Source organism: Rahnella rivi (assembly GCF_019049655.1).
GTDB classification, from domain to species: Bacteria; Pseudomonadota; Gammaproteobacteria; order Enterobacterales; family Enterobacteriaceae; genus Rahnella; species Rahnella rivi.
In genome coordinates this window covers 57,243-82,862 of record NZ_JAFMOX010000053.1, presented here as the reverse complement: position 1 = coordinate 82,862, position 25,620 = coordinate 57,243, and the positions used below count along the sequence as shown (strand labels likewise).

The 25,620-nt window shown below is 51.0% G+C and carries 44 protein-coding genes; 31 read left to right on the top strand and 13 right to left on the bottom strand.

Annotated features, from left to right (window positions below):
* The 4 genes from J1779_RS07905 to J1779_RS07890 all read right to left on the bottom strand — a co-directional run bounded on the left by J1779_RS07905 (position 1) and on the right by J1779_RS07890 (position 1,676).
* Positions 1–861, bottom strand: coding sequence for a replication protein (locus J1779_RS07905; protein WP_238485098.1), 861 nt, complete (start codon positions 859–861; stop codon positions 1–3).
* Positions 845–1,006: a hypothetical protein gene (locus J1779_RS07900; RefSeq protein ID WP_198555805.1), complete on the bottom strand. Its 162-nt coding sequence runs from the start codon at positions 1,004–1,006 to the stop codon at positions 845–847. Before J1779_RS07900 ends, J1779_RS07905 begins: the two co-directional genes overlap by 17 nt.
* Positions 1,007–1,042: 36 nt before the next feature.
* Positions 1,043–1,321: a CII family transcriptional regulator gene (locus J1779_RS07895; protein ID WP_217203449.1), complete on the bottom strand. Its 279-nt coding sequence runs from the start codon at positions 1,319–1,321 to the stop codon at positions 1,043–1,045.
* Between the two features lie 145 nt (positions 1,322–1,466).
* Positions 1,467–1,676, bottom strand: a complete 210-nt coding sequence (locus J1779_RS07890; RefSeq protein WP_217203447.1) for a helix-turn-helix transcriptional regulator — start codon at positions 1,674–1,676, stop codon at positions 1,467–1,469.
* Positions 1,677–1,788: 112 nt separating this feature from the next.
* Here J1779_RS07890 and J1779_RS07885 point away from each other — a divergent pair, with 112 nt between their 5' ends.
* From J1779_RS07885 to J1779_RS07755, 27 genes are all read left to right on the top strand, one after another.
* On the top strand, positions 1,789–2,460 hold the full coding sequence (locus J1779_RS07885; protein WP_217203445.1) for a LexA family transcriptional regulator: 672 nt from the start codon (positions 1,789–1,791) through the stop codon (positions 2,458–2,460).
* A gap of 350 nt (positions 2,461–2,810) precedes the next feature.
* A complete protein-coding gene (locus tag J1779_RS07880; protein WP_217203443.1) occupies positions 2,811–3,185 on the top strand; it encodes a transcriptional antitermination N peptide in 375 nt (124 codons plus the stop codon).
* Positions 3,186–3,188: 3 nt separating this feature from the next.
* On the top strand, positions 3,189–3,359 hold the full coding sequence (locus J1779_RS07875) for a hypothetical protein (RefSeq protein WP_217203441.1): 171 nt from the start codon (positions 3,189–3,191) through the stop codon (positions 3,357–3,359).
* 19 nt (positions 3,360–3,378) lie between these two features.
* Positions 3,379–3,603 carry a hypothetical protein gene (locus J1779_RS07870; protein WP_217203439.1) on the top strand — a complete coding sequence of 75 codons (225 nt, stop codon included), beginning with the start codon at positions 3,379–3,381 and terminating at the stop codon, positions 3,601–3,603.
* A 210-nt stretch (positions 3,604–3,813) separates the two neighbouring features.
* Positions 3,814–3,969: a hypothetical protein gene (locus tag J1779_RS07865; RefSeq protein WP_217203437.1), complete on the top strand. Its 156-nt coding sequence runs from the start codon at positions 3,814–3,816 to the stop codon at positions 3,967–3,969.
* Positions 3,970–3,990: 21 nt separating this feature from the next.
* A complete protein-coding gene (locus J1779_RS07860) occupies positions 3,991–4,161 on the top strand; it encodes a hypothetical protein (RefSeq protein ID WP_217203434.1) in 171 nt (56 codons plus the stop codon).
* Complete coding sequence (locus J1779_RS07855; protein ID WP_217203432.1) at positions 4,158–4,322, top strand: hypothetical protein; 165 nt, start codon at positions 4,158–4,160, stop codon at positions 4,320–4,322. The genes J1779_RS07860 and J1779_RS07855 overlap by 4 nt, the downstream gene beginning before the upstream one ends.
* A gap of 3 nt (positions 4,323–4,325) precedes the next feature.
* Complete coding sequence (locus J1779_RS07850) at positions 4,326–4,550, top strand: hypothetical protein (RefSeq protein WP_217203430.1); 225 nt, start codon at positions 4,326–4,328, stop codon at positions 4,548–4,550.
* Between the two features lie 115 nt (positions 4,551–4,665).
* Entirely contained in the window at positions 4,666–4,842 is a 177-nt protein-coding gene (locus J1779_RS07845) for a hypothetical protein (protein ID WP_217203428.1), read from the top strand.
* A 77-nt stretch (positions 4,843–4,919) separates the two neighbouring features.
* On the top strand, positions 4,920–5,891 hold the full coding sequence (locus tag J1779_RS07840; protein ID WP_217203426.1) for a cell envelope biogenesis protein TolA: 972 nt from the start codon (positions 4,920–4,922) through the stop codon (positions 5,889–5,891).
* A 17-nt stretch (positions 5,892–5,908) separates the two neighbouring features.
* Positions 5,909–6,040: a protease FtsH-inhibitory lysogeny factor CIII gene (locus J1779_RS07835; protein WP_217203424.1), complete on the top strand. Its 132-nt coding sequence runs from the start codon at positions 5,909–5,911 to the stop codon at positions 6,038–6,040.
* A gap of 121 nt (positions 6,041–6,161) precedes the next feature.
* Positions 6,162–6,365: a hypothetical protein gene (locus J1779_RS07830; protein WP_217203422.1), complete on the top strand. Its 204-nt coding sequence runs from the start codon at positions 6,162–6,164 to the stop codon at positions 6,363–6,365.
* The gene (locus J1779_RS07825) at positions 6,362–6,535 is read left to right on the top strand and encodes a hypothetical protein (RefSeq protein ID WP_217203420.1); all 174 of its coding nucleotides are present in this window, start codon (positions 6,362–6,364) and stop codon (positions 6,533–6,535) included. The genes J1779_RS07830 and J1779_RS07825 overlap by 4 nt, the downstream gene beginning before the upstream one ends.
* Positions 6,519–7,151 (top strand): ERF family protein, encoded by a 633-nt coding sequence (locus tag J1779_RS07820; protein ID WP_217203418.1) that lies wholly within the window; start codon positions 6,519–6,521, stop codon positions 7,149–7,151. The genes J1779_RS07825 and J1779_RS07820 overlap by 17 nt, the downstream gene beginning before the upstream one ends.
* Complete coding sequence (locus J1779_RS07815) at positions 7,151–7,555, top strand: hypothetical protein (RefSeq protein ID WP_217203416.1); 405 nt, start codon at positions 7,151–7,153, stop codon at positions 7,553–7,555. The genes J1779_RS07820 and J1779_RS07815 overlap by 1 nt, the downstream gene beginning before the upstream one ends.
* Before the next feature lie 38 nt (positions 7,556–7,593).
* Positions 7,594–7,896, top strand: coding sequence for a hypothetical protein (locus tag J1779_RS07810; RefSeq protein WP_217203414.1), 303 nt, complete (start codon positions 7,594–7,596; stop codon positions 7,894–7,896).
* Positions 7,897–7,917: 21 nt separating this feature from the next.
* Complete coding sequence (locus J1779_RS07805) at positions 7,918–8,481, top strand: hypothetical protein (protein WP_217203411.1); 564 nt, start codon at positions 7,918–7,920, stop codon at positions 8,479–8,481.
* A 210-nt stretch (positions 8,482–8,691) separates the two neighbouring features.
* The gene (locus J1779_RS07800; RefSeq protein ID WP_217203409.1) at positions 8,692–8,847 is read left to right on the top strand and encodes a hypothetical protein; all 156 of its coding nucleotides are present in this window, start codon (positions 8,692–8,694) and stop codon (positions 8,845–8,847) included.
* Positions 8,840–9,067, top strand: a complete 228-nt coding sequence (locus J1779_RS07795) for a Rossmann-fold NAD(P)-binding domain-containing protein (RefSeq protein ID WP_217203407.1) — start codon at positions 8,840–8,842, stop codon at positions 9,065–9,067. The genes J1779_RS07800 and J1779_RS07795 overlap by 8 nt, the downstream gene beginning before the upstream one ends.
* On the top strand, positions 9,064–9,885 hold the full coding sequence (locus J1779_RS07790) for a hypothetical protein (RefSeq protein WP_217203405.1): 822 nt from the start codon (positions 9,064–9,066) through the stop codon (positions 9,883–9,885). Before J1779_RS07795 ends, J1779_RS07790 begins: the two co-directional genes overlap by 4 nt.
* Entirely contained in the window at positions 9,882–10,265 is a 384-nt protein-coding gene (locus J1779_RS07785) for a hypothetical protein (RefSeq protein WP_217203403.1), read from the top strand. The genes J1779_RS07790 and J1779_RS07785 overlap by 4 nt, the downstream gene beginning before the upstream one ends.
* Before the next feature lie 360 nt (positions 10,266–10,625).
* Positions 10,626–10,919 (top strand): DUF5405 family protein, encoded by a 294-nt coding sequence (locus J1779_RS07780; RefSeq protein WP_217203401.1) that lies wholly within the window; start codon positions 10,626–10,628, stop codon positions 10,917–10,919.
* Positions 10,919–11,158, top strand: a complete 240-nt coding sequence (locus tag J1779_RS07775; RefSeq protein WP_217203399.1) for a DUF4060 family protein — start codon at positions 10,919–10,921, stop codon at positions 11,156–11,158. The genes J1779_RS07780 and J1779_RS07775 overlap by 1 nt, the downstream gene beginning before the upstream one ends.
* Complete coding sequence (locus J1779_RS07770) at positions 11,155–11,637, top strand: hypothetical protein (protein ID WP_217203398.1); 483 nt, start codon at positions 11,155–11,157, stop codon at positions 11,635–11,637. The genes J1779_RS07775 and J1779_RS07770 overlap by 4 nt, the downstream gene beginning before the upstream one ends.
* A gap of 3 nt (positions 11,638–11,640) precedes the next feature.
* Entirely contained in the window at positions 11,641–11,841 is a 201-nt protein-coding gene (locus J1779_RS07765; protein ID WP_217203396.1) for a hypothetical protein, read from the top strand.
* Between the two features lie 11 nt (positions 11,842–11,852).
* The gene (locus tag J1779_RS07760) at positions 11,853–12,101 is read left to right on the top strand and encodes an excisionase family protein (RefSeq protein WP_217203394.1); all 249 of its coding nucleotides are present in this window, start codon (positions 11,853–11,855) and stop codon (positions 12,099–12,101) included.
* Between the two features lie 34 nt (positions 12,102–12,135).
* On the top strand, positions 12,136–13,419 hold the full coding sequence (locus tag J1779_RS07755; protein ID WP_217203393.1) for a site-specific integrase: 1,284 nt from the start codon (positions 12,136–12,138) through the stop codon (positions 13,417–13,419).
* A 26-nt stretch (positions 13,420–13,445) separates the two neighbouring features.
* On the opposite strand, the gene J1779_RS07750 is transcribed toward J1779_RS07755, so the two are convergent.
* The 4 genes from J1779_RS07750 to J1779_RS07735 all read right to left on the bottom strand — a co-directional run bounded on the left by J1779_RS07750 (position 13,446) and on the right by J1779_RS07735 (position 16,257).
* Positions 13,446–13,895 carry a YcgN family cysteine cluster protein gene (locus J1779_RS07750; protein ID WP_056770089.1) on the bottom strand — a complete coding sequence of 150 codons (450 nt, stop codon included), beginning with the start codon at positions 13,893–13,895 and terminating at the stop codon, positions 13,446–13,448.
* A 106-nt stretch (positions 13,896–14,001) separates the two neighbouring features.
* On the bottom strand, positions 14,002–14,658 hold the full coding sequence (locus J1779_RS07745) for a fumarylacetoacetate hydrolase family protein (protein WP_217203391.1): 657 nt from the start codon (positions 14,656–14,658) through the stop codon (positions 14,002–14,004).
* Between the two features lie 24 nt (positions 14,659–14,682).
* Positions 14,683–15,861: a lytic murein transglycosylase gene (locus J1779_RS07740; protein WP_217203389.1), complete on the bottom strand. Its 1,179-nt coding sequence runs from the start codon at positions 15,859–15,861 to the stop codon at positions 14,683–14,685.
* Between the two features lie 123 nt (positions 15,862–15,984).
* Complete coding sequence (locus J1779_RS07735) at positions 15,985–16,257, bottom strand: YcgL domain-containing protein (RefSeq protein ID WP_056770075.1); 273 nt, start codon at positions 16,255–16,257, stop codon at positions 15,985–15,987.
* Between the two features lie 136 nt (positions 16,258–16,393).
* Between J1779_RS07735 and minC the strand changes: the two genes are divergently transcribed.
* From minC to minE, 3 genes are read left to right on the top strand one after another with little or no spacing between them, the layout of a single operon-like run.
* A complete protein-coding gene (gene minC, locus J1779_RS07730) occupies positions 16,394–17,083 on the top strand; it encodes a septum site-determining protein MinC (RefSeq protein ID WP_056770072.1) in 690 nt (229 codons plus the stop codon).
* Between the two features lie 24 nt (positions 17,084–17,107).
* Entirely contained in the window at positions 17,108–17,920 is an 813-nt protein-coding gene (gene minD, locus J1779_RS07725; protein ID WP_056770068.1) for a septum site-determining protein MinD, read from the top strand.
* A gap of 3 nt (positions 17,921–17,923) precedes the next feature.
* Positions 17,924–18,193, top strand: a complete 270-nt coding sequence (minE, locus tag J1779_RS07720) for a cell division topological specificity factor MinE (protein WP_056770062.1) — start codon at positions 17,924–17,926, stop codon at positions 18,191–18,193.
* 366 nt (positions 18,194–18,559) lie between these two features.
* Here the strand turns inward: minE and rnd are convergent, their stop codons facing one another.
* From rnd to J1779_RS07695, 5 genes are all read right to left on the bottom strand, one after another.
* Positions 18,560–19,681 (bottom strand): ribonuclease D, encoded by a 1,122-nt coding sequence (gene rnd / locus J1779_RS07715; protein ID WP_122095123.1) that lies wholly within the window; start codon positions 19,679–19,681, stop codon positions 18,560–18,562.
* Positions 19,682–19,777: 96 nt separating this feature from the next.
* Positions 19,778–21,475 (bottom strand): long-chain-fatty-acid--CoA ligase FadD, encoded by a 1,698-nt coding sequence (fadD, locus tag J1779_RS07710; RefSeq protein ID WP_217203387.1) that lies wholly within the window; start codon positions 21,473–21,475, stop codon positions 19,778–19,780.
* 229 nt (positions 21,476–21,704) lie between these two features.
* Complete coding sequence (locus J1779_RS07705; protein ID WP_056770049.1) at positions 21,705–22,337, bottom strand: Slp family lipoprotein; 633 nt, start codon at positions 22,335–22,337, stop codon at positions 21,705–21,707.
* A gap of 62 nt (positions 22,338–22,399) precedes the next feature.
* Complete coding sequence (gene tsaB / locus J1779_RS07700; RefSeq protein WP_122095119.1) at positions 22,400–23,101, bottom strand: tRNA (adenosine(37)-N6)-threonylcarbamoyltransferase complex dimerization subunit type 1 TsaB; 702 nt, start codon at positions 23,099–23,101, stop codon at positions 22,400–22,402.
* Between the two features lie 72 nt (positions 23,102–23,173).
* A complete protein-coding gene (locus tag J1779_RS07695; protein WP_056770039.1) occupies positions 23,174–25,087 on the bottom strand; it encodes a DNA repair helicase YoaA in 1,914 nt (637 codons plus the stop codon).
* A 145-nt stretch (positions 25,088–25,232) separates the two neighbouring features.
* Between J1779_RS07695 and J1779_RS07690 the strand changes: the two genes are divergently transcribed.
* A complete protein-coding gene (locus J1779_RS07690) occupies positions 25,233–25,577 on the top strand; it encodes a RidA family protein (RefSeq protein ID WP_122095115.1) in 345 nt (114 codons plus the stop codon).
* The last annotated feature ends 43 nt before the right edge of the window (positions 25,578–25,620 follow it).

The following is a 25,620-nucleotide window of genomic DNA, read 5'->3' as shown; positions in this document are numbered from 1 at the left end:
TCAACCCTCCGAATTCAGGATTTCATCAATCTTGTCTTGGCGAAGCGCGGTAGCAATACCGAATACTTTTCCATCAGGATTGTTGCCCATAGCCCACGCAGTTGGCTGATAACCAAATTCGATGTATCCGTTGAACAGAGTATCCATGTCGGTTGGCTTTCTGCCGTTTTGAGTGCAATTTCTCAAATGGGCTTCGTAGAGATATTTAAGGGATTTCTCGGTAGTGGCAGAGACGCCGTTAATCTTCGGCAGGCCGTGCTTCTCGGCTTTGCAGTTCCATGTGGTTTTGAACCGCTCCCTGTCGAACTCAAGGGAGGATTTTTTCTTCGACTTGGAATGGGTTTTCTTCTCAGCCACTTCATCACTCCCCTCTGGGGATTTAGGGGTAGTTTCTTTTTTCTTTTGATAAGTTTCTTTTGTGTTTAGCTGAGTTGGCGAATGGTCATTAGCTACTTCGGCTAATGTTTTATTAGCTGACTTGGCTAATGTTTCGCTGACTTGGCTAATGTTGAAATTCCAGTCAGAAACTACCTTGTTAATTCCAATCTGACTGCCAGAAGTAATGATGACGTTCATCGCAATCATCTCATTCTTAGCGGTACACACGTGCGTGTGGTGAATGCCGGTCATCCCTGCTATCTGAGTGTTTGTGATCCGGTCTGTCTTCTTGCCGAACCCGTATGTTTTGCGCATAACGGCTAACGCAACCTTGAGCTGTCGAGCCGTTAAATCAGCGCTCATAACCGCTTCTAAGAGTTCGTTAGCTATGCGTGTGTAACCATCATCGGTATCCGCCACGCGCCGCTCCATGACATCTGTAGATGTCGGTACTAGCTGTAAATGTCTAGCTGCGTTGCCCATTCTTCACCCCTGCTTTAGCCAGTCTGAAACAACCAATAAACCGTTCAGCGAACGGCTTGTTTGTGGCGGCTGCCATCACGATTGGATCGGGTGAGTCTGGATAACGCCGCTCCTCTTCTTGCTTGAGTTTTCTGCTCTTTTGCATATAATGACTCCTGTGAATATGAACAGTTATTTGCAACTACGCCTCGAAGTGTTCCAAGCACCCCGGGGCGTTTTCTTTTGTGAGTAATCGCGCTACTGACTTAGCCAGCTTCGACAATTCCTCGTCCTCTACTCCCCATTCCAGAACTGCCAGGAGCATTCCCATCTTGGGGATCATCGTTTCTTTCCATCTGGTGATTTGTGACTCGTTAACGCCTACAGCTTTTGCTACTGCTCGCTGACCACGAATAGCTATGCCATTCATAATCTTGCTTGTGATTTCATTCGCTTTATTGCGAGTGCTTGCAATGTCCATGCGTGATACTTCCGTTGTTGGTTGTGTGTTTACGTGTGCATACCGTGGGGTATGCCACAGTTATTAATTACGATTAGTTCCCCAGAACGTAGGGGATTAGTAATTGGGCGCTTTTCAGCGCAGAGGTGTTAAGGAGCGGGTGTTTCTATGCTGCTTTTGGTGGGAAAACGTCGTCTAAAATTACTTTCGCACCAAAGGCATTTAAGGCATTAACAAGTTGGCGGCACATGTTTAGGTCTGGGTGTCGTCGACCGGCTTCGTAATGGCCGATTGCTCCCTGTGTGCAGCCAACCTTTTCTGCCAGAACTGTTTGAGAGACTTCTAGCTTCTCTCTGATCTCGCGTAGGTTGCTCATATGTCACTCCGTATTGTTTACAACACTGATAATACATAATGTACTGAACCCTTGCAAGCTATCAGTACAGAATGTCAGTTGTCGATATAATACGTATCGTAATAATGAGAATATGAAAAAGACATGGCAGGAATTGGCTAAGGCCAAAATGACACAACTGAACATTTCACAAGAAAGACTCGGTGAAATGGTCGGAAAAACGCAGGGTGCTATTGGGCATTGGCTCAATGGCAGGAGAGAACCTAGCGTTGAAGATATAGCAGCAATTATGAAAGCGCTTCATATGGACGCGATGACCCTGACATCCGACGGTCAAGCCTTCATCCCTTCACCTGGTGATGAAATGGAATACGCTGGTAAAATTAGGCACGGGTTAGTACCAGTTCGCGGAGAAGCGATATTAGGGATAGATGGAATGGTAGACATGGTCGAGGATCACTCGGGCTGGTTAAAGATTTATAGTGATGACCCTGACGCATATGGGCTAAAAGTTAAGGGAGATAGCATGTGGCCGCGGATTAAGTCCGGAGAATACGTCCTGATAGAACCTAACTCGCCAGTAGCAGCTGGTGACGAGGTTTTTGTAAGGACGCACGAAGGCCATAACATGATCAAGATGATAGGCTTCAAGCGTGATGGAGTTTATCAGTTTGTCAGCATTAATCAGGATCACCGCCCATTCACAATAGAAGCCACGGATGTAGACCACGTTCGTTTCGTAGCGGGGATACTGAAAGCATCGCGCTATATCGATAATGATGATATCGAAGATTTAAGACACTAATCATACCGAAGAAAGCTACAGCCCAGAGAAATCTGGGCTTTTTTTTTGCCCAAAATTCATCAACTTCAATTCATTCTGTATTGCCACCATAAATAATAAGTACAAATTGTATTGACGATGATTAATACATATTGTACTGTTATTCCATCGAAACGAAACGACCCGCTTCGAATGCTCTTTAAGAAGACTGCGCTGAAAAGCGCGCCAAACTCGGAACAGTGAGTTTTGGGATGGTGAATGGCTGGAGCTAAGGACAGGTAATGCTGCCGGACTGAGAAGGCCATCGAGAGCGCTGCAATTGAAATAGGTGCAGCCACCATCACCAAAACTTTCTAACAGGAGGAATGCACATGGCTCATCAAGGTTATGACAATGCTCGCCAACGTCGTGATGACAAACGCAAAGCACTCACAGCAGCATACAACGCAGCTCACGGCATTACCGGCGATGAGCCTAAGCCATGCAAGCCTGTGTTATCTCTCAAGGCTAAGAAGCCTGTAGGACGCGTAAACAAGGCTATCAACCCTATCGATTTGACAGAGTTAGTAGAACGCCGGGAAAAAGTAGAAACAATCGCCCAGCAGCTGATGAAGTTGAAGTATCCGAAACGTGGAACGGTTGTTGAGTTCGAAGAAGGTTCCGCATGTATTCCTGATGTTGCAATCTTCGCCGCCGGTCATCGCAGCGATAAATACGAGCATCCATATCACGTTATTAAGGGGTGAGAGATGAAAGCAGAACAAGCAAAAGCGCGGAAGATTGGCTATATGCGTAGCGCGCGTCTTTGCAAAAAGATGAATTGCTCACTTCGTCGTAAAGACGTTTTACGGGCAATGCATTATCGCAATTTGGAGCGCGAGTTAAGCGCATCACCGCTGGCCTCCTGTCAGCAACAGTAACTGCACTATGAGGTGAGAGATGGAAGTCGAATTTGAAATTTCAGCGGTTCATTCAGCAATCAGAAATTCTTTTGTTGGTTGCTCTGACTACAACCAAAGGGATGTGGTTGGCATGTGCATTGTCGAGTTTCTGACAGCGCTCAACTTCACGGACGAAGAGATTGTAGCTGCCCTGCTTGCTGCCGATGGTAGTGATGCAGAGACGGACGATTACATTGACGAGATGGTGTCACGCATCAGCTAACCCCCACTCAGCATCACATAACTAACTGAGACTACCGATATGAGCGATACATACCAAGCAACATATGACGCAGTGAGAAGCAGAATTGGCGGCGGAAATCTTTCCTAGGCGCTGGAATCAGCCATTAGAAACGAAAATTTAGGCGGATACGCTCAGAACGCATTTGATGGGATCGCCCAAACATTTGCTGATTACAACATGCCGTCAGTGATGTTTAAGCCGCAACTGACTCGAGATGGAGATGCTTGGCTTGCCATTTATGGCGACCTTCCTACGGGAGTGGTTGGAAGTGGCAATTCACCTGCCGAAGCGATGGCCGCTTTTGATAAGGCGTGGTTTGAAAAAGTAGAAACAAACCCTTCATAACACCCTACCGGAGTCATCCCCATGAAGCTGTTCAACACTTTAACCGGTGAGCACCTTGACGTTTCGAGGGTGGCTAACGGTTACGAATACGTAATTAAAAATGAAGCAGAACGTTCATCTGTTCGAATGAACCATGAGCAGTATGAGAAGTTCTTGCGTAAGGCTGAAATTAAGGTTGAGGAGGAAGTATGAGTGATAAAAAACTTAAAGAATTCGAAGAGGCGGCCAAGCCACTAATCAAGTGGCTTGCAGAAAATGAGCACCCTCACCACACGGCAATAGTAAGCAGCACACATGCCGAACTATTGGAATCCAAAATGGGATTCCCTACCGAAGAATTCATTAAGGACTAACAGATGAATAGTGACTATCTGCTGACTGTATATCCCACCACGGAGGCCAACTGGCCTAACGAGAACGTGCGTACTGAAGGTTTGCTTCTGCGTGACTATTTCGCTGCAAAGGCTCCGCCTGTTCCTGAAGATTTTTCATGGGCGCCAAAGGAGACGGATAGCTATCAAAGACTCGTTCGTTGGAGTTATTTCTACGCCGACGCCATGCTTGCGGCCCGCAACAAGTAGCCCCTTCCTGCTGCGCATTCACTGAGTGCGCATCGTGATAAGCGCCCCTTATCAACCTTCATGCTGTGTAGCTATTCGACCTCTAATTCAGAGTCCATTTTTTTTAGGATTAACTATGTCAAAAACACAACTCAAACTTCTCGAAATCATTAAGTCACTCGGCGAGGTCACTAAAGATGAGGTGCTGGCTCGCGGTATCCCCCTCAGCGCTCTTGATGCCTTAGTTGCAAAGGGGTTCGTTTATAAGCCAGAAAGGTTAAGTGAATCATTTAAGCCAACATCAGCCGCCTAACCGCGGCTTTTTTAATGGATGCAAAAGCCAGTTCAAGAGCTGGCTTCTTCATCTAAACATCAATTACAGGAGTTGCCATGAGTGAGTCTACTGAACTGGTTATCGTCGAGCCTAAGAATGCGCTCACGGTATTTACTGCACCCGATGAGATAGAAGCCATCCTGCTGAAGGTTGAGCAAGAGGTCGGTTCGTTTGTGCCTGATGTATCGACTAAGAAAGGTCGCGACGCTATCGGCTCTCTGGGCTTGAAGATCGCCAAAACCAAAACATATCTCGACGGCCTCGGTAAAGACCTTGTCGACGAGTACAAAGAAATCCCCAAGAAAATTGATGCCAACCGAAAAACGGTTCGCGACCGGCTGGATGCTCTCAAAGCCAAAACGCTAAAACCTCGCGAAGAGTGGGAGGCGGAACAGGAAAGCATTCGCCTGGCTAAGTTGGCAGAAGCAGATCACGAAATCGCCCTGCTCATGAACGAGAAGTTCGACCGTGACGCAGCCGACGCCAAAGCAGAAGCAGAGCGCATCCAGAAAGAACACGAAGAACACATTGCCAAGGAAGCGGCAGAGAAAGTTCGACTCGATGCAGAAGCAACTGCGCAGCGTGAACGTGAAGCGGCATTGCAGCGTGAGGCCGATCTGAAAGCTCAGGCGGCGCTGGCTGAAGCCAACCGCATTGCAGCAGAGAAGAAAGCAGAGCAAGACCGAATTGATGCAGCAAACAAAGCTGAGTCCGACCGGTTAGCAGCGGCACAGCAAGCAGAGCGCGAGAAGCAGGAAGCTATCGCAGCTGAACAACTCAAAGCCAAGCAGGAAGCCGACCGAATCCAGCGCGAAGCCAAACAGAAAGAAGATGCTCGTCTGGCAGAAGAGAAGCGTATCGCTGACGAAGCTGCTGCACGAGCTGCTGACGTAGCCCATCGCAAAACCATTGGCACTGACATCGTTAATGACCTACTCGCTAACGCCAAAATTGACAGAGTTCAGGCCATTCAAATCCTTACAGCCCTGAAAGACGGCAACATCCGCCACACCAAAATTCATTACTAATTAAACCGGAGTATCCCATGCATACCTTTTATGTCATCGGGTGGCCTTGCGTGGGCTGCTCTGAATCACTGCTCGACCGTATCTGCCGCAATGCCAAGAACGCCGCAAAGCGCTTAATCGAAATCCTAAATCAGCCGGGGCACCCATGAAATTTCAAATCATAGGCACCCTGCTGCACATCCTTATTGACGGCAGCGAACAGTCATTCCCGAATAACCCGCTCGGCTACAAGTTGATGGCTCGGGCGTTCTGTAAGAGTAAGGGGCTCGTATGAATATCACTTTTGAATGCGCCGACGTGAAGGTTTCAGGAGGCACTATGGGGCGTGGCGTGAAGCTTGAGGTTGAAGGCGCTGAATTGCACTACGCGCTCCCTGACAAAGTGATGCTCGCCCTCATGGATGAGGCAAACATTCGCGAGTTCATGGAGTCGCGCGGGTATCTGGTGTTGATGAAGCAGGAGGACGCAGCATGACTCAGGAAGAGAGATTTAACGCAGCACTTGATAGCGCATCAGTCTGGGAGCGACTGATTACTGACGAGCGATTCACGGATGAACTGGCACAGATTGAGGCTAATGCAGATCACCGCACCACCCTGCAAATGAACAGGATTCAGGAGGCACAGAATGACGGCTGTTTATAAAGCAATCGCTGGAGTGGCAAAGGACTTGTCGGAAGTGGGCATATCAAAGGACAGCCGGAACCAGCAGCAGGGATTCCAGTTCCGCGGCATTGATGCGGTCTACAACGCCCTCTCCCCAGCACTGGTGAAGAATGGGTTGGTGATACTGCCGCGCATCACGGAACGGACAGTGTCAGAGCGCATCGCGCAAAAAGGTGGAGTTCTGTTCTATGTCGTCGTGAAGGCTGAGTTTGATTTCGTCGCTACTGAGGATGGAAGTTTGCACACGGTGATCACCTTTGGCGAGGCCATGGATAGCGGAGACAAGGCCACTAACAAAGCCATGTCCATCGCCTACAAGTACGCGGCATTTCAGGCCTTCTGCATCCCAACGGAAGAGACGGCTCAGGATGCTGACGCTGAAGTTCACCACCCGGCACCACAGGCTAGCAAGCCTCAAATGACGCCGCAGGATGCTCTAAATAAATTCACCGACGCAGCAAACGGAATGCCGCTGGAAGAGCTTGAGAAAGCTTACGCATGGACATCAACAAAGCTTGCAAGCAATAAGGCCTTGCTCGCCAAAGCCACCGATATCTACCAAATCCGAAAAACTGAACTGGAGTTACCCGCTTAATGCACAGCATAACCGTAAGACTAAATAAGGCTGCAAGAGAGTTTTCAGCCGGTGACAGCATAGGATTTCAAATACGCGCCGGAGTTCAGCATTACGACCGTCAGTCGAAGCAGAAGGAATGGACTAACTACAGTGCGGTGATATTCGCCAAGGCAGGCGCTCAGGCTGACTTCTACCGCAGCGTTCTGGTTGAAGGTGGAGTCGTTGAGGTGTCAGGTGAAAACATCAAGGTAGATGTGTACGAAGGGCAAAACGGACAGTCCATCACCCTGGAACTTCTCAATGCACGGATCGGATTTGCGCAATCAGGACAGCAGCAGGGAAAGCCGCAGCAGCAAAACTCAGGAAAGCCTTCGAATCAGCAAAGCAATCAGCAGGAATGGGATGAAACCCCGCCTTTCTGATGTGACCGCATAACCACCTCACTCCGCAGGTAAATCACATGATGCAAGACACCCTCAAGGTCAGTGATGACCTGACGGATTCCGCACGCCAGTACCGAGCCAATATCTTGGACGTAGTCAGCGCAATGGAATGCGCACTAGCTGGCAAGCCACATCCGAGAATAAATACTCTTACGCCCGAGCAGCGGCATCTGAAGATGATCGGCGCCCACACATCGACCAAGCCACCAACTCGCGAGCAGTGGGAAATGGCGAGAGAAATGCGCAAACAAGACACCACTTTCAACGGTAGCTTTGGCGATTACCGCGGCTATGGTCAGGGTCGCAACATGGGCGACTAGCCCTATTTCAAGGAACAGATTATGTCTATCAAGACTTATGAGATTCATAACAGCTATTTGCAGGATGCGCCGGACGGCACCGGAATCACCAGGATGGTGAGCGAGGCGGATTATCTATCCCAGCTTCAACAAACAGATGCCCTGCAAACCTCTCTGAACAACATCATCAACGCTTTCGGCATCTCTGGTGAAGGCGCACACAGCAAGCTGGTCATTGAGTATGTGCATGGGCTGGTGGCTGAGAGCGGAGCGATGAAGGATATCAACGCTTGGTGCCGAACTGATGCATTCCAGAATATGTATCGCGAATTCAAAATTGCTGAGGCGGCAGGATGCGATGTCATTGATTGTATGCACGATGCAATGCTGACAGCCATTATGCACGCACCCGCCACTCCCAAAACCGATGCATTCACCGCAGAACTCCGCGCGCAGGGCGTAGGGGAATTTGCGGCTGATATGTGGAAGCGAGGCAATGAACTGGTAGCCGAAGGTGGGCAGAAACGCCTGGTTGTTCAGGTGCGACTCGCTGCAAAACTGGCTGACACCTACGCCGCCAATCTGCGCACTGGGAGGAAGGGGTGAAAGCAACCATAGACATCAACCGAACCGGCGTTGAAGAGAATGAGCGCATAGAAATACGCCTTACTTTCGCTACTGGGAAATCTATTACCGCCGAGATGACAGTTGAGCAGTTCGCGCTCGCAATAACTGGGATGTCGAACAACCCATGCGAGATTCGCACCAGAAACACTGAAATAGTTTTGCTGAATCGGAAATTGAAGGAGCAACCTCATGACTGATGATTTCGAACGCAAACCAGATGGTGGCCTTACTGCATGGATTGAGACATTCGAAGCTATGTCAGAAGGAAATCCAGACGACACCGAACTGCTTATGCTGCTTATCGAACTCCGAGCTCGAAGAAATAAGGAGCAACCTCATGACTGATACAACCATGACCCATGAAATGAAACGCCGCATGGCTAAAGAAATGACCACCATCCTCATAAACCTAAATGCACCGACTGAGATTCTGTTTGCCATCGGATCCTTTGGCGATACACAGGATGATGAAGATGTAATCCAGGCTCTTGAGCAATACAACGAAAAAGGAACTTACGTGCATGAGCTTGTATCACCTGCCTTTAAATGGGAGCCAAAGAGATGACCGATACAACAGATATCAAGGCGCTGCGTGAGGCGTGTGAAATTTTGAATGATCGCGGCTACATAACGGAATCTGGCGAAATATGCTCCCGCAATCTTGCGGTAGCCGTAAGGATGATTATCGAACAATCGGTTGGCTATGCAGAACAGCTCGAAGCAGAACGCCAGCGGGCTGATGTGGCGCAAACTCTGTTGATGCCAGATGTCTTGCATGAAAATACCAAAGCCTTGGTAATCGGTTTCGCTAATGCAATGGCTGCGAAGCTGTATAAGTCAGAGCAGAAATATGGATGGTCTGATGAGTGGATGCAGGACGATTGGCAGGACAAGTGCCTGACTGATTTTAACCATCATATCAGCAAAGGCGATCCGCTGGATGTCGCTAACTACTGCGCATTTATGCACTACCACGGATGGTCTACAGCGCTGAAAGGCGAGCAGGTGCCGGTTGCTTTAAGCGTCTGGTACGGCTCAATGCCTGAGTCGAACGGAAAGGAAAACTGGACGGCTATCTTGCATCGTAAGGGAGTTTGCATCTCAGAAGGCATCACCTTTGACCGCTCCGAATATCCTGAACGAGTTCGTTATGCCGCTGATTGCATGAGCTACCTTATCGGCGAGATACAGGATGAACCGGACATTCTTGCCTACGATGCAGGTAAGCGTAGTGATTATGTTTACCCAGTCACCGCCCCGCAAAAGCCTGTCGTGTTGCCTGAAGCGTTTTATCCTGATGGTGATATAGATTGCGAATTAGTGATTAATCTGTCTGACGCTATCGCAGCAATCGAGGCCGCAGGCGGCAAGGTGGCTGAATGAAAACCGGAACGTTACAAGACTTAACCGCCCTGACGCCTGAGCAAGAAAAGGCGTTCAAGCGTGTGCAGCGTGCGCATAAGGATTTTATCAAGGCTGGTGGGCGCTACTACGTCGTTCTGGACAGGGTAGCCGCGTACAACGGGCGTAATTTTGACAACGTGGACGGTGACGAAGGTAATGCCAATGACCCGCTGCTCTGCGCGAATGACTTATCACTGCCTGATTTCTCGCACACCAGTCTGTCAGGGTTCGCAGATGATACCCACTACTTTGTGCCTGCTGTCGGTGTCGAAGTTATTGCCGGGTCTGACGCCGACGACGGTTACAGCGGCTGGGAGATGGATGAGGAAGCTGGCGGCATCGTGAAGGATGGTGAGTGATATGGCACCGCACTGGCTTCAGCAGAGGTTCCAGTACTGGAAATACTGGAGCGGGTTTGAACAGGCCTACTACAAAATCAAGATTGAAGTAACCAACCAGAATAGCCAGCAATAGCTGGTTTTTTTACGCCTACAACATGAGGTATCCCCCGATGATCACAGTCAAATTACCCCGCGCACACTTCTACGCGGGTAGAGTAGACACGTCTGAACTTGAGGCAGTGTTACGACATGGATTGTGGAGCATGACAGGAGTCGAGCCAGCTCAGGTGAGCGTTTCATTACATGAAGGCACACAGATTCTTGCTTCTGGCTGTGAAGTCGGGGCTGTTACCAAAATACTTAAAATTGGAGAACATTATGAAAATTGAAATCGACAATAAATGGGTGATTACCAGTGATAAGTATCAGTTCATTTTGCAGGAAAAAGGCATCGCCAAGTCGGGCAAAAATGAGGGCGAGGAAGTTCTCAAGAACGCCACATTCCATACTCAGATGGGCTCATTGATCCGCTCTCTCATCATGAAAGAAGTACGTGAGGCCGACATTGCATCTCTTCAGGAAATGGACTCCAAAATAGACCGTGTCTGCATGGAGATATCCAAGACATTTACTCACCTGACAGCGGAAAGTTTGGCTTCAGAGGATGCGTGATGAAAATCCTCATCAAGGGTGACACCGAGCCAGCCCATATAGCGGCCGCATACTCGGCAATAGAAGAACACAAGAAGAAGTATGGCACCGGCAATAAGTCCCACCCCTTCACCTACAGCATCAGATACCGCGGCAAGCACTATCAAATCGAAGTCACCAACACCAACAAACATCACATGGCTCACGTCATCACAGGGCATCGACAGCTAACGAAAGTTCACTATGGAGAGGCAGCATGAAATACGAGATTACGAAGGGAAGTGAGAAGGATTTCGATGGTATTGGGAATGAAGATGTCGTACGAGTATACGACACCGGACAGACTAAGTTTTATGCTGTTGCTGAAGAAATAAGAGCTATCCCTTCCGACTGGTTCATCATCGCCGAGCGCCAACCAATCTCCGAGCCGGTTTGGGATGGCGAAGGGCTGCCGCCGGTTGGGTGCGAGTGTGAATTCACATCTTACGCTGCAGGCGACGTGTGGCACGCGGGTGTTGTCAGATATTTGTCTGAACATACTATCGTTATAGAATTCACTGACATGCTTAATGGGAAAGCAGAAAGCATTTCTCACCCACGAACAATGAAGTTTCGCCCCCTGCGTTCACCTGAAGATGTGGCAAGGGATGAGTTTGGTGCAGCGGTGGCAGGCGTCAGAATGAGTGAACTTTACGACGCCATCGCAGCAGGAAAAATTCCCGGTGTAAAACTGGAGTAGCCCATGACGCCAGAAGAGGCCGACAACGCAGTCAGAAGCATCGCAAAGAAACTCCTCACCGAACTCCGCAGTAAAAACAACCACCACACTCTCCGTCAGTTGCTCGATAAATACGCCAACCAAGCTAAGCCACTATGCCCATCAGGTCATGAAGTGTGGCTGTGGCTTTGCGTTTGGGTTCATCGGGTGGCTGAGGGTAAATAGCAGAGGTAAGCATGGACAATGTTATTCACATGAGCCCGAGCAAATGGGTCTCGGAAGATTTGCTAATGTCTCTAACCGGCATGACTAAGCACATGATCCAACACGCAAGACGAAGTTCATGGATGGAAGGTCGTGAGTACCGTCACGTTGCCCCCGACCTCAATCCCAAGCAAAACAGCCCAATAATGTATAACCGGCAGGAGATCGATAATTGGGTTGAGAGACAGCGGCCGGCGATCCGCAGGAAGATTTCTGCTTAAATGCCCTCTCCTATCAACAAATGAGGAAATGAGGATGGCTGATTATCCTACTGGGGTAGAGAACCACTGTGGATTGTTGCGCGTGTGGTTCATCTATCAGGGGCAAAGAGTTAGGGAAAACCTTGGTGTACCAGACACAGCAAAGAATAGACGCATGGCCGGCGAGCTAAGAGAGTCAGTTCGTTATGCCATAAAGATTGGCAACTTCAATTATGCTGCACAATTCCCTGGCTCAAAGAATCTGCATAAATTTGGGGTAGCTCAGCAATACGTGACGGTGAGTCAGCTTGCTGATAAATGGCTGGCACTGAAGGCGATGGAGATAACTAAAAATGCGATTAACAGGTACAGGTCTTACATAAAGATATGTTCTGAGATCATCGGTGAAGACAGGCTCGTTTTGTCTATAACAAATGAAATGGTTCTTGGTCTGAGAAGGGAGTTGCTGACGGGTTTTCAGATATCTGGAATTCACCAGAAGACGAGGCAGTTAAAGAAAGGGAGATCGGTAAGGACGGTAAACGTCTATATGTCATGCTTTGCGGGGATGATGGAATTTGCTGTAGCAAATGGATACGTAGAGCGCTCGCCATTGAAGGGGATCACTCCACTGAAGAAGAGTAAGTCTGAGCCAGACCCTCTAACCAGAGATGAGTATTCGCGCCTGATAGAAGTTGCACCGTCACTTCAGGTGAAGAACATCTGGCGTCTCGCAGTCAATACCGGGATGAGGCATGGAGAGATATGTGCGCTTGCATGGGAGGATATTGATCTGCAGGAATGGACAATAACCATCACTCGCAATATGGCTGTTGTTAACCACTTTACGCCTCCGAAAACGGAAAGTGGGAATCGGACAATTAAGCTGACGAATGCGGCTATTGAAGCATTGAAGGAGCAGATGGCACTGACAAGGATGGGCAAGCAAATTACGGTAGATGTTTACCTTCGAGAGTTCGGCAGAATTCGTAAAGATGATTGCACCTTCGTGTTCTCCCCTCGCCTATCCGCTCGTAACGGAATGGGCGGGGACTGGTACTCGCCTGGTGTATTTAGTGGGACGTGGAATTTCGCATTGAAGAAAGCCGGCATACGCCACAGGAAAGCGTATGAAACTCGTCACACATTCGCATGCTGGGCACTAAGTGCAGGAGCTAATCCAAACTTTGTTGCAAACCAAATGGGACATACTTCATCACAGATGGTTTACAGCGTTTACGGGAAATGGATGAGCGAAAACAACAACAATCAAATGGAGATTTTAAACGCAGGATTTACGGGTGATGCCCCGTATATGCCCCGCGCAGTATCACAGTGATGAAATTCTTCATTCACTTCATGTAGTTACTTCGCCCAGCTTGGCTTATTCAGGATGTGATCCTGCCAGTCTTCCACGTCATCTTCGCGTACAGCGATATAACGCACGGAGATCTGCGCAGTGTGCATCGCGGATTTAGAGGCTTTGTTCAGCAGCGGGTGCCACGGAAACAGCGGTTTACCTTCGCCAATCAGACGGTAGGCGCAGGTCGGCGGCAACCAGTCGAAGGTGGTCAGGTTTTCGCGGGTCAGTTTGATGCAGTCTTCTTCAAGCGTAAAACGACGCTCATAGTTGCGGCACTGACAGGATTTGATGTTCAGCTGATTACAGGCGACGTTGGTGAAATAGATTTCATCCGTGTCTTCATCTATCAGCTTGTGTAAACAGCATTGCCCGCAACCGTCGCACAATGCTTCCCATTCTTCGTTAGTCATTTCAGGCAGCGTCTTTTGCTGCCAAAAAGCGGGTTCAGTCATAGTGTGCATCCGGTAGAAGTAAAATGAGGGTGCTTATATAGACGCTTTGCGCCGCAGATGCAAGCAAAGCCGCCGGAAACGCACTCCGGCGCAGAGGAAAATTATCTCAGATCACGCGGGTGGTGACGTCCTTACCGTTCAGTGTAGCGCAGATTTCATCCCCCGCTTTTAACGGGCCAACGCCATGCGGCGTACCGGTCAAAATAATGTCACCGGCGCGCAGGGTGAAGAAACGGCTCATGTAGGCGATCAGCGGCAGGACAGGCGTCAGCATATCGCGCGTGTTCCCCTCCTGACGCAGCTCGCCGTTAATCAGCAGGCGCAACTCCGCCTGTTGGGCATCACCAAACTCACTCACCGGAATAAAACCGCTCATCGGGCAGGAACCATCGAAACCTTTGGCCTTTTCCCACGGCTGACCGGCGGCTTTGAACTGGCTCTGCAAATCGCGCAGCGTCAGATCAAGCGCCAGGCCGTATCCGGCAATGGCGTTTGCGACCCTGTCTGGCGTCGCCTGTTTCAATGGCGTGCCGATAAGCACCGCCAGTTCAACTTCGTGATGTACCGAACCCAGACCCGGGGGCAGCGCGATGGGCTGGCGGATATCGCACAGCGCCGTTTCCGGTTTGATAAACACCACCGGCTCCGCAGACACCTGACTGCCCATCTCTTTAATATGATCGGCGTAGTTATTGCCGACACACACCACCTTGTTTACCGGAAAATCCAGTAATGCGCCCTGCCAGTCTCTGTGTTGGTACATAACGTGACTCCTTGTTAAAAAGCCTTAGCCGCTGAACGGATTATGCGGCGCAGGTGCCAGTGGTGCGGACGGCGCTGAAGGCGCAGGTGCCAGCTCGCCGGAGGCTAGCGGTGCCTGTGTCTGCCCGCCCATAATGCCGTCAGCCATCATGCCGATGCTCAGTGCAAAATAGGTTGAGCGGTTCCAGTGCATGATAGTGCGGAAATTATCGTAAACCAGGAACGCGCGGCCCTGCACATCATCCGGCGTAATCACCCATGCACGTGTGGCGGTGGAAGCCAGCGGGCTGCCGTCTGCCTGCGTAATGCCCTGCTGCTGCCAGTAGCTGGCCGGATGCATCTGGTTGTTTTTCAGACCCGCCAGGCTGGCATCAAAATTAGCCGGAAGTTTGACTTCCTGACCCCATCCCTGATTATTCTTCCAGCCTTCTTTTGATAAGTAGTTCGCAGTAGAAGCAAAGACGTCGTCGGTATTTTTCCAGATATCGATTTTGCCGTCGCCATTGCCGTCAGCGCCGTAGTTCAGATAAGAACTTGGCATGAACTGCGACTGCCCCATCGCGCCTGCCCAGGAGCCTTTCATCATGTCGCTGGTGGCGTGACCGGAGTCGACGATTTTAAGCGCCGACATAAACTCTTTGGTGAAGAAGGCTTCGCGGCGCCCCTCAAAGGCCAGCGTCGCCAGCGCAGAGAACACATCCTCTTTACCCTGGATCTTCCCGAAGCTGCTTTCCATTCCCCAGAGCGCCACAATGTACTGAGGCTGCACGCCGTAGCGCGCGCTTGCCTGTTTCAGTGCTGGCAGGTTGTTCTGATACTGCTCCTGTGCGGCTTTGATTTTCCACTCAGGCAGAACGCGGGTCAGGTAATCGTCGAGGGTAATTTTCTTTTCCAGCTGATTACGGTCGGAATTGATGACGCGATCCACGAAATGGATATTAGCGAAGGTGCTGTCGAGGGTTTGCTGGCTGATACCTTGCGCCAGTGCCTGGGCTTTCAGTTGTTCGACGTAAGCCGGAAATTCTGCCGGATCCCTTCCCTGTTCTGCCAGTGAGGTTTTGGCAGGGGCGGCTGGCGGCGTTGATGCGGGTGCCTGAGCGGCAGCCGCTGGCTGTGTGGCGGGTTGCCCGGAGGTGGCTTTCTGCGCTGCGCAACCGCTAAGGATAATCAGGGGCGTTAATACTGCCAGTGCCGACAATTTCATCAAACTCTTCCTTTTGACATTCTAAAAATGATTCATCGCTGTAAGCTTTAGATACTACAACGATGAATGCAAGTTATGAGGTCCGAAAGTTCGGGAAATGCCGAAACTAATGTCAGGAAAGGATTATTTATTGCTGTCGCTGAGGTGCATGTTCAATAAACTTTCAACCGGCGGTGGCACTTGCAAATAATAACCTTGTTCTTCGAGTGCCTGACGGACTTTGGCAATATCCGCCGTGGCCAATTTTTCGCGGTTCGCCAGATTGAGCATCATTGAGAACTGTGGCACGCCAAAACCTTTAAGTAATTCTTCAGGCACGCGAGAGAAATCGTCTTTTTTTTCGACATACAGATAAGTCTGGTCGCGTTTAGTACTTCTATAGATCACACAAAACATTTTTTTAACTCTATTTAATTGAAACGGCGGCTTGCGGAGATATAACTGTAACTATACCATGCTTAATGTACATCGGAATATCGCCCCCCGAGTGGTATTCCGGGGATTTAGAGTTGCTGAGACTGAGTCAGGATAGATGTCACAATCGCCAATAGAACTAAAAGGCAGCAGTTTTACCTTATCGGTTGTTCATTTACATAGTTCACAACCTGAGGTTATTTACCAGGCATTACAGGAAAAAGTGGAGCAAGCTCCGGCCTTTTTGAAAAATGCCCCTGTTGTTATCAACGTTGCATCACTCAGTGGTGACGCAAACTGGAAAGACATTCAACAGGCTGTCGCTTCTGCAGGCTTTCGCGTTGTTGGCATCAGTGGTTGCAAAGACGAAAAGCAAAAACGCGCACTTTCCCGCACCGGTTTACCGCTGCTGAGTGAAGGCCGTGCACAGCGTATCGCCGCCGAGCCGCCCGTCCCTGTCGTACCCGATAATGCCCCGGCTAAAACCCGCATTGTCAGTACGCCGGTCAGATCCGGCCAACAGATTTATGCCCGTAACAGCGACCTCATTGTGACGAGCAGCGTCAGCGCAGGTGCGGAACTGATTGCCGATGGCAATATCCACATCTACGGCATGATGCGAGGAAGAGCACTGGCAGGTGCCGCAGGGGATGCAAATTGTCAGATTTTTTGCACACTGCTGGGCGCTGAGCTGGTTTCTATCGCAGGGCAGTACTGGTTGAGTGATCAAATCCCGGCCGACTATCTCGGTCAGGCCGCGCGCCTCAGCCTGATAAATAACGTGTTAACCATACAACCTTTAAACTAAGCCCTTTTGACAAGGAATCCATTCATGGCACGCATCATAGTTGTTACATCGGGTAAAGGGGGCGTTGGCAAGACCACTTCAAGCGCGGCCATCGCTACCGGTTTAGCTCAAAAAGGCAAGAAGACTGTTGTTATCGATTTCGATATTGGTTTGCGTAACCTGGATCTGATCATGGGCTGTGAACGCCGCGTGGTGTATGACTTCGTTAACGTTATCCAGGGCGATGCCACGCTGAATCAGGCGCTGATTAAAGATAAGCGCACCGATAACCTGTTCATTCTTCCGGCTTCTCAAACGCGTGATAAAGACGCGCTGACGCACGAAGGCGTCGAAAAAATCCTCAATGATTTAAACGAAATGCAATTTGACTTCGTGGTGTGCGATTCCCCTGCGGGCATCGAAACCGGCGCGCTGATGGCGCTGTATTTTGCCGATGAAGCGATCATCACCACCAACCCTGAAGTCTCTTCCGTTCGTGACTCAGACCGCATTTTGGGCATTTTATCGTCTAAATCCCGTCGTGCGGAGAAAGGCTTAGAGCCTATCAAAGAACATCTGCTTCTCACTCGTTATAACCCGGGTCGCGTAAGCCGTGGCGATATGCTGAGCATGGAAGACGTGCTGGAAATTCTGCGTATTCCACTGTTGGGTGTGATCCCTGAAGACCAGTCAGTGCTGCGCGCGTCCAACCAGGGCGAGCCGGTGATTCTGGATCAGGAATCCGATGCAGGCAAAGCGTACGATGACACCGTCAGCCGTTTGCTTGGTGAAGAACGTGCGTTCCGTTTTATTGAGGAAGAGAAGAAGAGTTTCCTGAAACGCCTTTTTGGGGGATAAACCATGGCCTTGTTAGATTTCTTTCTGTCCCGTAAAAAGCCGACAGCCAATATAGCCAAGGAACGGCTACAGATCATCGTAGCAGAGCGACGCAGGGGGGACAGCGAACCCTCCTATTTGCCTGATCTGAAACGTGATATTTTGGCGGTGATCTGTAAATACATTAAGATCGATCCGGAGATGTTGCAGGTTCAGTTTGAGCAAAAAGGGGATGATATTTCAGTGCTTGAGCTGAACGTCACCTTGCCTGAATCGGAAGAAACGCCTAAATGACAGCAGTTGAGTTGCAGGTTATGACGGTGTATTTACCAGGTTAATGTCCCCCTGCTCGCTCAGGGGGTTACCTGAACATGACGTTATTCGTTAAACACTGTATAACCACCCACTGTTTAAATAAACACGCTTTCCATTTTACCCTGCTTTATTTCTGTTTTCTGCCGATCTTCTATTAAGACTCATCCCATTTAGCCTGGCTGATATTCCCTTTACTGTGGCTTAATGCCCCTATTCTAAGTTGCACTTCCCTGTCCATTATTCCGGCGTTTGCGGAAATAAAATGCACAAATAAAAAAAGGACGAAATTAATTCCGCCCTTTTTATTCATCAACTGAATTTAATTACCCTTGCGGGAATGATGACTCAGTAATCTTTCAGTATTTCCGCCAGCCTTTCACCTAACAGTTTACCGCGCCAGCCGCTGATTAATTCAGGCTGGGATTCTTTGGTTTTTAACTGCCAGTGGCTGCTCAGTAATTGATTTATCTGACGACGCGACGCCAGAAGTTCAACACTCAGTCCGCTCTCTTCGCTGACGGTCTGGATAAGCGCTTTAATGTCTTTGAAGACTTTGCGATAGCCCGACTGGTCAATCAGGTTCTGGATCGGCGCAGGCAATTCAGACTCATCCAGCGCATTCGACTCTTCCACCAGCGCCAGCAGCGTACGCCCGTGATAGCGGATTTCCGGGCCGCTCAGGCCCAGGGACTCAAGCTCACCCAGTGAACCGGGTTGGTAGCGCGCGACCTGCCACAGATTCTCCTCACGTACCACGAAGTTAACCGCCAGGTCACGCTGACGGGCCTGGTTAAGACGCCATGCCGCCAGCAGTTTCAGACAACCCAACTGACGCGGGCGCAGCTGGAAGGCATTGGTGATCTCCAGATATGCCAGTTCCGGTTGCAGCACCTCTTTACGTCGGCGGCACAGTGCCAGACATTCATCCAGCGCGGCATCCATCCACCCGGCTTCTTCTGTTTCTTTCATCAACTGGTCAGCAAGCGGTAATAAATACCACACGTCAGCGGCAGCGTAGACGCACTGTTTTTCGCTCAGCGGACGGGCGATCCAGTCTGTACGCGATTCACTTTTATCCAGCTCAACGCCGGTCGTTTCCGCTACCAGACGTGCAAAACCGCAGGACAACGGACGCCCGCTGAAGGCCGCCAGGATTTGCGTATCAATCAGAGGTGTCGGCATTACGCCAAAGGCGTTGAGAAACACTTCCAGATCTTCGCTGCCGGCGTGCAGGAATTTCACGACATCAGGATTGGTCAGCAGATCGATAAAAGGCTGCCAGGCCGTGATCGGTAACGGGTCGATCAGCGTCAGCTTCTCGCCGTCGAATAACTGGATCAGACCCAGTTGCGGATAATAGGTGCGGGTGCGGACAAATTCGGTATCCAGCGCAATTTTACTGTGCGCTTTCGCCTGGAGGCAAACTTGCTCCAGCGCGTCATTGGTGGTAATTAACTGATAATTCAAATCTTATTTCTCTTAATCATAACTGCGTTATAACGTGACAACGCCGGACATCGCCGGCGTTTGGAGTCTGACCATCACTGAGTGGCATGCTAACCGTTATGCGGCGTCCTGTTTGGGGTCGGCTTTCGGTTTAGTCTGTTCATCACGAAGCTCGCGTCGGAGAATTTTTCCGACATTAGACTTCGGTAATTCATCGCGAAACTCAACTATCTTCGGTACTTTGTAACCGGTTAATAACCGGCGGCAATGCGCCAGGAGTTCTTCGCTGGTCAGTGACGGGTCTTTCTTCACCACGCAAATTTTGACGATTTCACCGGACGCGTCATTGGGTACGCCAATAGCAGCGACCTCCAGAACCTTGTCGTGTTGTGAAACCACCTCTTCAATTTCGTTAGGGTAGACATTGAAACCTGAAACCAGAATCATGTCTTTTTTACGATCGACAATCCTGATAAAACCCTGCTCGTCCACTGTAACGATATCGCCCGTCGATAACCAGCCATCTTTTAGCACCTCATCGGTGGCAGAAGGCCGTTGCCAGTAACCGAGCATCACCTGCGGGCCACGAACCAGCAACTCACCCGGCTCTCCGGCTGCGACGTCCTGACCGTTGTCATCGACCAGACGTATTTCCGTGGAGGGCACCGGTATACCGATGCTGCCGCTGTAGTGCTTCAGATCGTACGGATTTCCCGCCACCAGTGGCGAACATTCGGTCAGACCGTAGCCTTCCAGCAGATGCTTGCCGGTGAGTTTTTCCCATTTATCCGCCACAGATTTCTGCACAGACATTCCGCCGCCCACAGAAAGGCGCAGCGTCGAGAAATCCAGCTCGCGGAAATCTTCGTTATTCAGCATCGCATTAAATAACGTATTCACGCCACTGATGGCGGTAAACGGATATTTCGCCAGCTCTTTCACCATTCCCGGCACATCGCGCGGGTTGGTGATCAGCAAGCTGCGCCCGCCCATTTCGAGGAAAAGCAGGCAGTTTACGGTCAGTGCGAAGATGTGGTAAAGCGGCAGCGCCGTCACCACCAGCTCCTGGCCGGGACGCAACAGAGGCGCATAAGCCGCTTTCGCCTGCTCCAGATTTGCCTGCATATTTCGGTGTGTCAGCATCGCGCCTTTGGCCACGCCCGTGGTACCGCCGGTGTATTGCAGAAACGCCAGATCGTCATTAATCACATCGGGTTTGATGTATTGCAGACGGCGTCCGCGTTGCAATGCTGTGCGGAAAGAGATCGCGTTCGGCAGATGGTATTTCGGCACCAGGCGTTTGATATATTTAACGACGAAGTTCACCAGCGTGCCTTTGGCCGCAGAAAGCTGATCGCCCATACGGGTGAGGATCACATGCTTCACCTGCGTTTTGTACACCACTTTTTCAAGCGTATGAGCAAAGTTGGAGACAATGACAATCGCACTTGCGCCGCTGTCATTGAGCTGATGTTCCAGCTCGCGCGGGGTATAAAGCGGATTCACGTTAACCACCACCATGCCCGCGCGCAACACCCCAAACAGGGCAATCGGGTATTGCAGCAGATTCGGCATCATCAGCGCCACGCGGTCACCCTTTTGCAAACCCAGCTCATTTTGCAGGTAGGCAGCGAAGGCCCGGCTGCGCTCTTCGAGTTTTCGAAAAGTCATCACCTCGCCCATGTTGATGAATGCCGGACTGTCGGCATAACGCAACGTGGCGTTCTCAAACATCTCGACCAGCGAGCTGTAGCGATCGGGGTCGATGTTCTCAGGAACATCTGCCGGATAACGTTTTAGCCAGACCTTTTCCAAGGTATTACTCCTGAATCTGTTGCCATCTCAATGCGACGAGTTTTATCACGTCTTTAACAATATTTTAACTCAGCTTACCAGTTGCGTTTCAAACAATGTCGAGGTTGAGAGGCATATCACTATTTCCACGCCGTCCGTGGCTAAAAAAGAAAAAGGCGGCAATTAAGCCGCCTTAACAACGATCTTGTCTGAGTGTTATGTCTGCGGCGGAGGCCTGCGCCGCAGTGTTTTATTCAGTAACGACACTCTCGACCCGTGCAGGTGTCGTGTCATACCATCCCGGCCCGAAGCCCGGCCCAAACCCTCGCCCCCAGGAATCATAAGGACCGCCATAGCCCCAGCCCCACGGGCCGATAGGTTGCGGAGGCATGACCACCTGTTGCTGGATCCGCCAGCGTTTATAGCTGTTGACGTTCACGGTCACAAAATCATAGGACGATTCGCCAATCTTGCCCTTTTCAACGCCGGTGATAGGCCCGACAACGGTCACCAGCTGATTGCGATAATCCACAGGATCAACGAATCCGTTGATGTACGCCAGAATACGCCCGCGTGAGGCCGCGCCTAAGATCGGTCGCGCGCCGTCATCCAGCGGAACAGTGGCAATTTCGAGACGAGTTTTGTTTTGCAAATTGGTCACAGCGACCACTTTGCCGCCAAAACGCGACTCCTGACCGACGTACAGGCTCGGTGCGCCCTGCACCGCCTGTAAATTCATCTGCGGCGTTGCGGTGGTGCCGCGAATATCGTCCGGCACCGTGACACATCCTGACAACACCAGAACGCTCAGTGCGACGGCACTCAACGCCCATTTTTTACTTTTTCCCGCTGAGAACTGCTGAACTTTGGACCACTTACGCATTGCGATGACTCCTGTGCATACTCTCAACTATGACCACTCTTTCAGATGCAAGTTGCCTGTACTTACCGGCCCGGCAGCTTTTTCCACGTCACTTCATTACGCAGATAAGTCGGTTCAGCGTCTTCCGGTTTGACGCGAACGCCTTTTTCCCAGAGCTGGAGCGCCAGCGGCAACATATCTTCCGCCTGGGGCAGTAACATTTTGCCATCAAATAATTCTGTTGCCGGGGATTCACCAAGCAAATGCGGATAGGTTTCCCAGCCAGTACCGACGGTAGCAAAACGCCCGGAGAGTTCCCCGGCGCGGGCCAGAAGTTGTTCCGGCTTGATCACTTTTTCGCTGCTTTCGCCTTCCCAGATACCCTGAGCATTGCGGGTAAACTCCCCCCAGTACACTTCGCCCATGCGGGCATCAATGGCGGCCAGCACCCGCTGCGCACCGGTCTGGCGGCAGGCACCCTGCGCCATGGTTTGTAAGGTCGATACCGGCAGTAACGGCAGTTCTGCGCCAAAGGACAACCCCTGCGCGACGCCAATGCCGATACGCACGCCGGTAAAACTGCCCGGCCCGCGGCCAAAGGCCAGCGCGTCCAGCTGATTGAGGGTCAGCCCTGCTTCGGCGAGGATCTGCTGCACCATCGGCAGAATGCGCTGCGTATGTTCACGGGCGCAAAGTTCAAAATGGGCGAGCGTTTCGCCCTGATTGTATAGCGCAACCGAACAGGCTTCAGTCGCCGTATCAATTGCTAAAATTCGTGTGGACATGCCAAACCTCAGGCGGGGAATTGAATGAGTTAAACCCTTTTTTGCGGGCAGGATCCTAGCATAAACAGCGGGCTATTTCTGCTCTTCAGCGTTTTGCAGAAAGCGGATCGCTTGCGCCAGATCACGGGTACGCGGTGCCGGGGGAAGACTGTTGAGGAAAACTTCGCCATAGGGCCGCATCACCAGCCGGTTATCACAAATCACCATCACGCCGCGATCGTCGGTATCACGGATTAAACGCCCTACCCCCTGCTTAAGGGTGATCACCGCATCCGGTAATTGTACTTCATTGAACGGATCGCCGCCGCGCAGCCGGCAATCCTCAATTCGCGCTTTGAGCAACGGATCGTCCGGCGAGGTGAAGGGTAATTTGTCGATAATCACGCATGACAGCGCATCGCCGCGCACATCCACGCCTTCCCAGAAACTGCTGGTGGCAACCAGCAATGCATTGCCCGCTTCCACAAACTGCGCCAGCAGCTGGCCTTTGCTGGTTTCACCCTGCAATAAAACCGGCAGCGTCAGCGTTGCGCGGAACTCTTCCGCCAGTTCGCGCATCATCTGGTTAGAAGTACACAGAAAGAAACAGCGGCCTTTGTTGGCTTCAATCAGCGGGCGCAACATGCGCGCCAGCTGTTTTGAAATGCCGCGCACATTGGTTTCCGGCAGGAAACGCGGAACGCACAGCATGGCCTGTGTGGCGTAATCAAAGGGGCTTGGCAGCAGCAAGGTTTCTGCGTCATCCAGCCCCAGGCGGTCAGTAAAGTGATGCAGCTGATCGTTGACCGACAGCGTCGCCGAGGTGAAAATCCACGCCCCTGGTTTTTCTTTCATCATGTCGCTGAATTTGTCAGTCACCGACAGCGGCGTAAGCGCCAGCACGAAATTACGTGAGTTGCATTCGTACCAGTAGCTGTAGCCGGGAATGGAGACGTCTTTCAGACGTTTGAGGCGATTGCGGTACAGCGTGGCGCGTTCGAAGGCGGCATCCAGCAAGGCGGAGCGCCCCAGTGACAGTTTGACCACGTCGTAACAGAGTTCAAGCGCGTCATCGAGCAGTAACAGCGCGCGCTGGATCGCCGTCTGGCTGAGCACGTCGCGCAGGTTGCCGCGAAAACCCGGCTCGCCGAGCGCAAGCCGGAAATCCATCGTACTCTGGCTAAGGCGGTCGGCGCTTTTTTGTAACTGGACGGAATCTCGGACTTCGGTGCGGTAAGCGATGTTGATGTCTTTCGCCATATCCAGCAACTGGCGGCTGGTCAGTTGCTGGCCGAAATACTGGCTGGCAATATCAGGGATCTGATGTGCTTCATCGAAAATCATCACATCGGCCTGAGGTATAAGCTCGCCAAATCCGCTCTCTTTCACCACCATATCCGCCATAAACAGATGATGGTTAACCACGACCACATCAGCATCCATCGCTTTACGGCGGGCTTTAACCACGAAACACTCTTTGTATAACGGGCAGTCGCTGCCGAGGCAATTGTCGTTGGTGCTGGTCACCAGCGGCCAGACAAAACTGTCTTCCGGCACCACGTTACAGGTGCTGATATCGCCCTCTTCCGTGCTGCTTGACCAGTGACGCAGATGCGCCAGTTCGCTGAGTGCCTGGCTGGCAAGATCGCCACCCGCCAGCGATTGCTGTTCGAGACGTTCCAGACACAAATAGTTTGAGCGGCCTTTCAGCAGCGCCAGACGGCCTTTGAATTTCAGCGCGCTGGCAACCCGTGGCAGATCGCGGGAATAGAGCTGATCCTGCAAGTTTTTGGAACCGGTGGAGATAATGACTTTTTTGCCCGAGCGCAGCGCCGGAGCAAGATAGGCGTAAGTTTTGCCGGTACCGGTTCCGGCTTCCACCACCAGCCCCTGCTTTTCGCTGATGGCTTTGCTGACAGCCTGCGCCATCAGACGCTGAGGTTCACGAGGTTTAAAACCTTCAATTTTCTGCGCCAAAGCGCCGTCTGTTGCAAAATCGTCTGTCACGCTGTCTCTCTACCTGTACGGATCAGCAGTGATTATGCCAATCCCTTGCCCTGACTACCACCGCCATCTGCCAATCCAACGCATTCAACCTTTGTGATACCCTTAACGCCATCAATGAAAAGTGACTAACAGGAGCACACAACGTATGACCATCGAACGGATCCGGCCTGAGCCACGCATGTCCGATGTGGTAATCCACAACGACACGATTTATTACACCGCAGTGCCGGAAAATCTGGAGGCAAATGCCAAAGATCAGACCGCTGAAACGCTGGCGATCATTGACGCCGTGCTGACGGAAGCCGGTTCAGACAAAAGCAAAATCCTCGATGCCACGCTTTTTCTGGTTCACAAAGAAGATTTCCCGGCCATGAACGAAGCCTGGGATGCGTGGGTATCGCCGGGCAATGCGCCGGTACGCTGCACGGTTCAGGCGAACCTGATGAACCCGAAATACAAGATTGAAATCAAGATCATCGCCGCCCGCTAAGCGCCGATCGTCAGACGAAAAAAAACCTCCGAACTGGAGGTTT